This is a genomic window from Pseudomonas sp. B21-036, assembly GCF_024748925.1.
In the GTDB taxonomy this organism is placed as follows: Bacteria; Pseudomonadota; Gammaproteobacteria; order Pseudomonadales; family Pseudomonadaceae; genus Aquipseudomonas; species Aquipseudomonas palmensis.
Genome location: NZ_CP087178.1, coordinates 1,872,551 through 1,882,519, shown reverse-complemented (window position 1 = coordinate 1,882,519; position 9,969 = coordinate 1,872,551). Strand labels below are relative to the sequence as shown.

Sequence of the window (9,969 nt, the reverse complement as noted above, 5' to 3'; positions counted from 1 at the left end):
GGTTATGAAATCAGCTTCTCGAGCTCTTCAGCTGATAAACGTTTGAGGGCAGCCAAAGATTTAGCCAATTCGTCCTCCACCGGCTGGGTGTCGACCTGCAAGGCTTGCACGCTGGCGCTGAACGCCAGCAGATCCTCGGCAATGAACAGGTCCTTGAGCGGTACCTCCAGTCCCAGCTGCTCGCGCAGGCGCACGATCACCTGGGTGGCCAGCAGCGAGTGCCCCCCGAGCTCGAAGAAGCTGTCGGCCAGGCCGACCTGCGCGCAGCCCAGCACCTGCTGCCAGATGGCGGCGATGCGCTGCTGCAGCTCGGTCTGCGGCGCCAGATACTCACGCTGCAACAGGCTCGCATCCGGGGCCGGCAGGGCGCGGCGGTCGAGCTTGCCGTTGGCCGTCAGTGGCCATTGCTCCAGGAACAGCAGGTGCGTGGGCACCATGTAGTCCGGCAGTTCGGCCTTGAGCCCGGCCTTGAGTTGATCACGCAATTGGGTGTGCTCGGCACTGGCGTCCTGCGGCACGACGTAGCCCACCAACTGCTGGCCGCTCGGCCCATCCACCGCCAGCACCAGCGCTTCGCGCACCGCAGCCTGTTGCGCCAGACGTGCCTCGATCTCACCCAGTTCGATGCGGAAGCCGCGGATCTTGACCTGATGGTCGATGCGGCCGACGTATTCGACGATGCCATCCTGGCGATAACGCGCCAGGTCGCCCGTGCGGTACAGGCGCTCGCCGCGGGACGAGAACGGATCGGGCACGAAACGTGTGGCGGTGAGATCGGCACGCTTGAGATAACCACGCGCCAGACCGGCCTGGCCCACATACAGCTCGCCGATGGCGCCTTTTGGCACCGGGTTCAGGTCGGCATCGAGCAGGTACCACGACAGGTCCGGGATCGGCTCGCCGATGGGGCTTGCCGCATCGCCGGCCAGATCGGCCAGCGACACCGGACGGTAAGTGACGTGCACCGTGGTCTCGGTGATGCCGTACATGTTGATCAGTTGCGGCTGCTGATCGCCGAAGCGCTCGAACCAAGGGCGCAGGCTGTGCACGTCGAGAGCTTCGCCACCGAATACCACGTAGCGCAGGGCGGGCTTCATCTCGGCTTGCGCCGGAGCACAGGCCACCTGCATCAGCTGTTTGAACGCCGATGGCGTCTGGTTGAGTACGGTGACCCCCTGCTCGCACAGCAACTGGAAGAACTCTTCCGGTGCCCGGCTGGTGGCCTGCGGCACGATGACCAGCCTGCCGCCATACAGCAGCGCACCAAAGATCTCCCACACCGAGAAGTCGAAGGCATAGGAGTGGAACAGGCTCCACACGTCACTCGGCCCGAAGGCGAACCAGTGTTCGGTGGCGGCAAACAGGCGTAGCACGTTGTGGTGCGCGAGCAACGCGCCCTTGGGTTTGCCGGTGGAGCCGGAGGTATAGATCACATAGGCCAGGTTGGCCGGGTCCAGCGTCAGGCCTGGGTTGCTGGCGGCATAACCAGTGAAGTCATCGTCCAGCAGCAACGTGCGCACCCCGGCCGGCGTTGGCAAACCCAGGTGCGACTGGGCCAGCACCACGCTCAGGCCGCTGTCTTCCATCATGTAGGCCAGGCGGTCCTCGGGGTACGCCGGGTCCAGTGGCACATACGCACCGCCGGCCTTGAGGATCGCCAGCAGGCCGACCACCATCTCCAGGCTGCGCTCGCAGGCCAGGCCCACCAGCACCTCTGGCCCGATGCCCTGGGCAATCAACGCATGGGCCATCTGGTTGGCGCGTTCGTTGAGTTCGCGGTAGCTGAGCTGGGTGTCACCCAGGGTCAGCGCGATGGAGCCCGGCGCACGCGCAGCCTGGGCTTCGATCAGTTCATGGAGGCAGCGCTGGCTGGCGAACTGCGCAGGCGCCGGGTTCCATTGCTGGAGGTTGGCCTGTTGCTCGCGGGCATCGAGCAACGGCAGTTCAGCGACGCGCTGTTGCGGACGCTCGACGATGGCGCGCAGCAGGTTCTGCCAGTGCCCCAGCATCTGTTCGATGGTGTGGGCCTCGAACACGTCGGTGGCAAAGGTCAGCGAAGCCGCTATGCCCTCCTCACGCTCGAACACCTCCAGCGACAGGTCGAACTGTGCGGTATGGGTATCCCACTGTAACGCCTCCACCTGCAGGTGCGGCAACGGCTGCAGCCCCTGCCCGTTTCGGGTTTGCGCCTGGTAGTTGAACAGCACCTGGAACAACGGGCTGCGCCCCAGGTTGCGGCCCGGCTGCAGCGCCTCCACCAATTGCTCGAACGGCAGGTCCTGGTGCGCATGGGCCTGCAGGGTGGCCTGGCGCACCTGCTCCAGCAGCGCAGTGAACGCCTGTCGCCCGCTCACCTGAGCCTTGAGTACCAGGGTGTTGACGAAGAATCCGATCAGGCCCTCGGTTTCCAGGCGGTTGCGGTTGGCCACCGGCACTCCGACACGAATATCGTCCTGGCCGCTATAGCGGTGCAGCAGCGCCTGGAACGAGGCCAGCAACAGCATGAACGGGGTAACCCCGCACTCGCGGGCCAGTTGCAGCAGCCCGCGTGTCAGACCGGCGTCCAACGCCACATCGCGCCTGGCGCCGTGGAAACTGCGCTGGGCGGGGTGGGCACGGTCGGTGGGCAACTGCAGCGTCGGCTGCTCGCCCCCCAGTTGCTCCAGCCAGTAGCGCAACTGACGTTCGCGCTCGCCTGCCTCCAGCCACTGACGCTGCCACTGGGCGAAATCGGCGTACTGGATCGGCAGTTCCGGCAGCACCAGTTCCTGAGCGCTGATGCCAGCGCCGTAGCGACGGATCAGTTCGTCGATCATCACCTGCATCGACCAGCCGTCCGAGACGATATGGTGCTGGGTGAGCACCAGTACATGGTCGTCCTCGGCCAGGCGCAGCAGCTTGACCCGCAGCAGCGGCCCCTGGTCCAGGGCAAACAGGCGGCTGCTTTCAGCCGCGACACTAGCCTGGATCTGCGCCGTGCGATCAGCCACATGCGCCAGCACCTCGAAGTCGATAGGCAGCGGCGCCGCTGGGTCTATGACCTGCCTGACATGGGCGTCCACCTGGACGAACCGGGTGCGCAACGGCTCATGCCGCGCAACCAGCGCATCGAAGCTGCGCTGCAACGCCGGCACATCCAGCGGCCCGCGCAGGCGCAGGGCCGCCGGCAGGTGATAGGCACTGCTCTGCGGGTCCAGCTGCCAGAGGAACCACTGGCGCTCCTGGGCGTAGGACAGCGGCAGCGGCACGCCGCGTTCGACCGCAACCAGCGCAGGCTCGTCAATGCGCTTCAATGCATCCAGCGTGGCGACGAAATCCGCCAGGCGACTGTGTTCGAACAGCGTGCGCAAGGCCACGTCGAAGCCCAGCACCTGACGCACCCGCGAGATCACCTGGGTGGCCAGCAGCGAATGCCCGCCCAGCTCGAAGAAATCGTCGGTACGGCCGATACGCTCGCAGCCGAGCATCTGTTGCCAGAGGGCGGCGATCTGTTGTTCAAGTTCGCCCTGCGGCGCCACGTATTCGGCCTGCAGCAAGCTCGCATCCGGCGCCGGCAAGGCGCGGCGGTCGAGCTTGCCGTTGGCCGTCAGTGGCCATTGCTCCAGGAACAGCAGGTGCGTGGGCACCATGTAGTCCGGTAGTTCGGCCTTGAGCCCGGCCTTGAGTTGATCACGCAATTGGGTGTGCTCGGCATTGGCGTCCTGCGGCACGACGTAGCCCACCAACTGCTGGCCGCTCGGCCCGTCCACCGCCAGCACCAGCGCTTCGCGCACGGCGGCCTGTTGCGCCAGACGTGCCTCGATCTCACCCAGCTCGATGCGGAAACCGCGAATCTTGACCTGATGGTCGATGCGGCCGACGTACTCGACGATGCCATCCTGGCGATAACGCGCCAGGTCGCCCGTGCGGTACAGGCGCTCGCCGCGGGCCGAGAACGGGTCGGGCACGAAGCGCGTGGTGGTGAGATCGGCACGCTTGAGATAACCACGCGCCAGGCCGGCCTGGCCCACATACAGCTCGCCGATGGCGCCTTTTGGCACCGGGTTCAGGTCGGCATCGAGCAGGTACCACGACAGGTCCGGGATCGGCTCGCCAATCGGGCTTGCCGCATCGCCGGCCAGATCGGCCAGCGACACCGGACGGTAAGTGACGTGCACCGTGGTCTCGGTGATGCCGTACATGTTGATCAGTTGCGGCTGCTGATCGCCGAAGCGCTCGAACCAAGGGCGCAGGCTGTGCACGTCGAGAGCTTCGCCACCGAATACCACGTAGCGCAGGGCGGGCTTCATCTCGGCTTGCGCCGGAGCACAGGCCACCTGCATCAGCTGTTTGAACGCCGATGGCGTCTGGTTGAGTACGGTGACCCCCTGCTCGCACAGCAACTGGAAGAACTCTTCCGGTGCCCGGCTGGTGGCCTGCGGCACGATGACCAGCCTGCCGCCATACAGCAGCGCACCAAAGATCTCCCACACCGAGAAGTCGAAGGCATAGGAGTGGAACAGGCTCCACACGTCACTCGGCCCGAAGTTGAACCAGTGTTCGGTGGCGGCAAACAGGCGCAGTACGTTGTGGTGCGCGAGCAACGCGCCCTTGGGCTTGCCGGTGGAGCCGGAGGTGTAGATCACGTAGGCCAGGTTGGCAGGGTCCAGCGAGAGTGCCGGGTTGTGCGTGGCGAAGGCGCCGAAGTCATCGTCCAGCAGCAACGTGCGCACGCCTTGCGGAACTGGCAGTTGCAGGTGCGACTGGGCCAGCACCACACTCAGGCCGCTGTCCTCCATCATGTAGGCCAGGCGGTCCTCGGGGTACGCCGGGTCCAGTGGCACATAGGCGCCGCCAGCCTTGAGGATCGCCAGCAGGCCGACCACCATCTCCAGGCTGCGCTCGCAGGCCAGGCCCACCAGCACCTCTGGCCCGATGCCCTGGGCAATCAACGCATGGGCCATCTGGTTGGCGCGTTCGTTGAGTTCGCGGTAGCTGAGCTGGGCGTCACCCAGGGTCAGCGCGATGGAGCCCGGCGCACGCGCAGCCTGGGCTTCGATCAGTTCATGGAGACAGCGCTGGCTGGCGAACTGCGCAGGCGCCGGGTTCCATTGCTGGAGGTTGGCCTGTTGCTCGCGGGCATCGAGCAACGGCAGTTCAGCGACGCGCTGTTGCGGGTCAGCGACAATCGCCTGCAGCAGGTTCTGCCAGTGCCGGGCCAGACGCTCGATGGTCGCGGCGTCGAACAGGTCGGTGGCGTAGACCAGAATCGCCGAAAGGCCATCGGCCGTTTCCGTGGTGTCCAGCGTCAGGTCGAACTGTGCAGTGTGGTTGTCCCAGTCCAGACGCTCCACCTCCAGGCCCGGCAGTCGCTCGATGGCGCGCAGTTCACCGGCATCTTCGCTGTGGTGGTTGAACAGCACCTGGAACAGCGGGCTGTGTGACAGGCTGCGGCCCGGTTCCAGGGCTTCCACCAGTTGCTCGAACGGCAGGTCCTGGTGGGCCTGGGCCTGCAGGGTGGTCTGGCGCACCTGCTGCAGCAGTTCGGCGAACGACAGATCGGCACCAATCCTCGCCTCCAGCACCAGCGTATTGACGAAGAAGCCGATCAGGCGCTCGGTTTCAAGACGGTTGCGGCTGGCCACCGGCACCCCGACCCGCACCTGCGCCTGGCCGCTGTAGCGGTGCAGCAGGGTCTGGAACGAAGCGAGCAACAGCATGAACGGGGTCACCCCTTCGCGCTGGGAAAGCGCGCGCAGGCTACGGGCCAGTGCGGCATCGAGCACGATGTTCAGCTTCGCGCCCTTGAAGCTGCGCGTGGCCGGCCGCGGTCGATCGCTCGGCAGCTCCAGCACCGTCTGCTCGCCGCCCAGTTGCCGGCACCAGTAATCGAGCTGGCGCTCGCGTTCGCCGGCCTCCATCCACTGGCGCTGCCACTGGGCAAAGTCGGCGTACTGGATCGGCAGGGCCGGCAACTGAACTTCGCGCCCCTGGCTGTAGCCCGCATACAAGGCGATCAGCTCGTCGACCATCACCTGCATCGACCAGCCATCGGAAACGATATGGTGCTGAACCAGTACCAACACATGGTCGTGCGCCGCCAGCCGCAGCAGCCTGACCCGCAGCAGCGGCCCCTGGTCCAGGGCAAACAGGCGGCCGTTCTGGGCCTCGATACAAGCCTGGATCTGCGCCGCCGGATCGTCCCCTGCATACAGCACCTGGAGGTCGATATCGACACGGGCCTGCTCGGCAATCAGCTGACGCGGCTCGCCCTGCACCTCGACGAATGTGGTGCGCAGGCTTTCGTGCCGCGCCAGCAGGCTGTCGAAACTGCGCTGCAGCGCCGCAACGTCCAGCGCCCCGCGCAGGCGCAGGGCGGCCGGCAGGTGATAGGCACTGCTCTGCGGGTCCAGCTGCCAGAGGAACCACTGGCGCTCCTGGGCATACGACAGCGGCAATGGCCGGCCGCGCTCGACACAGGTGAACGGGGGCTCGCCGGCGGCCTGCCGCCCCCCCAGCGCTGCCACGAAGTCGCCCAGCCGGCTGCGCTCGAACAGGGTACGCAAGGCAACCTCCAGCCCCAGCACCTGACGCACCCGCGACACCACCTGGGTGGCCAGCAACGAGTGCCCGCCGATCTCGAAGAACGCATCGTCAAGCCCTACCCGCTCCAGCTTGAGCACGTCCTGCCAGATCGCCGCCACCTGTTGTTCCAACGCGCTTTGCGGCGCCACGTAAGTGTGCTGGGCCTGGCTGGCATCGACCGGTGGCAGGGCCTTGCGGTCCAGCTTGCCGTTGGGGCTCAGCGGCAAACGTTCAAGAAACAGCAGGTACGCCGGCACCACGTAGGCGGGCAGCACCGCGCGCAAGTGTGCGCCGATCGCTTCGCGCAACGCCGCCTGGGCCTGCGCCTCCAGTGCCTGGCGGCTGTCGCCGGGCACCACATAGGCAACCAGCTGCAGGCCGTCGGCAGCGGGCTGGGCCAGCACCACCGCCTCGCGAATGCCCGGTTGTTCGAGCAGGCGCGCCTCGACTTCGCCCAACTCGATGCGAAACCCGCGAATCTTGACCTGATGATCGATACGCCCGGCATACTCGAGCACCCCTTCGGCATTGAAGCGGGCCAGGTCGCCACTGCGGTACAGGCGCCCACCCGGCTGCGCGGCGAACGGGTCGGGGATGAAACGCTCGGCCGTCAGGCCCGGGCGGTTGAAGTAGCCACGGGCGAGCAACTCGCCGCCGATCACCAGCTCCCCCACCACCCCTACCGGCGTCGGTGCGCCGCTTGCATCCAGCACATGGAGGCTGCGCCCGCCGAGCACCCGACCGATCGGCATGCTCAACGGGGTGCTGCGCACACCGCTGACATAATCATCGCATTCGAGGGTGGTGACACAGACCGTGGCCTCGGTGGGGCCATAGGTGTTGAGCAGCGCCACCTGCGACAATCCGGCTTGGCGCCAGGCTGCCACCCCTTCAGGTGGCATTGCCTCGCCGCCGATGTGCACGCGCCTGAGCTTGCCGTAATCGCGTGGGCCAGCGGCGGCAAAGTCCTTGGCCAGCAGGTTCCAGTAGGCGGTGGACAGGTCGGAAACGCTGACCTGCTTGTCGATGACCTCGTGGTAGTAGCGTTCGCTGTCCCAGAGTTCCTGGCCGCGCAGCACCACGGCAGCGCCGCAGATCAGCGCAGGGTAGAACTGCTCGACGAAGGCATCGAAGTTGAAGGTGGCAAACTGCAGGATCCGGTCGTCCGGCCCGAGCCTGGAGAACTCACGCGCGACCTGCGCATGCCCGGCCAGCGCCAGGTGGCTGATGCCCACCCCCTTGGGGCGCCCGGTGGAGCCGGAGGTGAACATCACATACGCCAGGTTGTGCGCATGGGCGGTATTGGCCAGGTCGCTGGCGTCGAGCTGGCGCCAGGCCGCATCCTGGTCCAGGCACAGGCTGCGCACCCCGCACGGCAGGCCCAGGCGCGCCAGCAACGGGGTCTGGGTCAGCACCAGCGGCGTGGCGCTGTCCTCGATCATGCACAGCAGACGGTCCTGCGGGTACTGCGGGTCCAGCGGCACATAGGCGCCACCGGCCTTGAGCACCGCCAGCAGCCCGACGATCATGTCGATGCCGCGCTCCACCGCGATGCCGACCGGCACCTCCGGCCCTACCCCGCACGCCACCAGGTGGCGCGCCAGGCGGTTGGCACGCTGGTTGAGCTCGGCATAGCTCAGTTGCGTCGACTCGAAGATCAGCGCCAGGGCCTGCGGGCGCTGCGCCACCTGCGCCTCGAAACGCTGGTGCACGCGCAGGTCGGGACAGGTCAGCGGTGCACGCCCCCATTGCTCGAGCAGACACTCGTGCTCCTCGCTCGAGAGCAACGCCAGTTCGTCGAGGCGACACGTCGGAGTGGCGACCACGGCCTGCAGCAGGGCCACCCAGTGGCGTGCCATGCGCTCGATGGTCGCGGCCTTGAACAGGTCGCTGGCATAGGTCCAGGCCACCTGCAACTGGCCGCCCTGCTCGTAGGTGTCCAGGCTCAGGTCAAACTCGGTGGTACGGCTGCGCCAGTCGAGCATCGACAGTTGCAGGCCCCCAGCCAGCCTGAGCGCGGACACATCGGCCACGTGCGGCTGGTGGTTGAACATCACCTGGAACAACGGCGAATGGCTCAGGCTGCGCTCCAGTTGCAACCCTTCGACCAGGCGCTCGAATGGCAGGTCCTGGTGCGACTGCGCGCCGCTCACCGTGTCGCGGGTAGCCTGCAGCAACTCGAGAAAACTCATGTGCCCTGCCAGCGGGGTGCGCAACACCTGGGTGTTGACGAAGAAGCCGACCAGGCCTTCCAGCTCGCTGCGATTGCGGTTGGCCACGGGGCTGCCGAAGCGCACGTCGGTCTGCCCGGTGTAGCGATAGAGCAGCACGTTGAAGACCGCCAGCAGCACCATGAACAACGACACGTTGTGTTGCCGGGCAAAGCCACGCACCTGCTCGGCCAGCCCTGCGTCCAGCGTCAGGCAATGGCGCTCGCCGTCGAAGCTGGGCGATGAGGGGCGCGGGCAATCGAGCGGCAGTTCCAGTACCGGATGCTCGTCGCCGAGTTTTTCACGCCAGTACGCCAGTTGCCGCGCCTGCTCGCCGGCCTCCAGCCAGCGACGCTGCCACAGGCCGTAGTCGGCGTACTGGATCGGCAGCGCCTCGAACTGCGGCGCAAGGCCTTGGGCACAGGCGTCATAGCTGCGCGCGAACTCGTCGATCAGGATATTCATCGACCAGCCATCGGCGACGATGTGATGCAAGGTCAGCAACAGCACGTGCGCCTGTTCATCCAGCTTGAGCAGGCGCAGGCGCAGCAGCGGGCCCTGTGCCAGATCGAATGCACGCAGCGACTCCTGCTGCGCCTCGTGCTGCACCCGCGCTTCACGCGCAGCGGCCGGCACCGTGCTCAGGTCCAGTTGCTCCAGGCGCACCGCATGCTCCAACGGCACCTGCTGCACGCTGCCATCGGGCTGCGAGCGGAACACCGTGCGCAGCACCTCGTGACGCGCCACCAGCAGGCTGAACGCACGCTCCAGGGCCGCCACATCCAGCACGCCGTTCAGGCGTACCGCACCCGGCAGGTTGTAGGCGCCGCTGTGCGGGTCCAGCTGCCACAGAAACCACATGCGCTGCTGCGCATAGGACAACGCCTGGCGGTCCGGCACCTGGACCCCGGCAGGAATCGGGAACTGCGAAAAGTCCAGGCCTTCCTTGCTCAGGGCCTGCAGAAACAGGCTGCGCTTTTCCGGCGCCAGCTCGATGAAACGACAGGCCAGTTGGAGGGACTTCTCAGCATTCATCGAATGGTTTCCGTGCAGGGTGGATAGCGGGCAGCGCCCCGGTTATCCCTACGAAACGGATACACCCCAGGAAAAATTAAACACCGCCACGGCCCCCGTTCATTGCTCGCGGCTAAATCAGCCGTGCCGCTAGCCGTCTATCTATGGAACCCGTAGCAAG

Annotated in this window: 1 protein-coding gene; it reads right to left on the bottom strand. The window is 66.4% G+C overall.

What is annotated here, in order from left to right; genetic code table 11:
* Positions 1-2: 2 nt before the first annotated feature.
* The gene (locus tag LOY33_RS08470; RefSeq protein ID WP_309475762.1) at positions 3-9,809 is read right to left on the bottom strand and encodes a non-ribosomal peptide synthetase; all 9,807 of its coding nucleotides are present in this window, start codon (positions 9,807-9,809) and stop codon (positions 3-5) included.
* Positions 9,810-9,969 lie beyond the last annotated feature (160 nt).

Bases quoted from the DNA above. Each gene is read 5' to 3' on its own strand.
- LOY33_RS08470 (WP_309475762.1), bottom strand. From the start codon at position 9,809: ATGAATGCTGAGAAGTCCCTCCAACTGGCCTGTCGTTTCATCGAGCTG.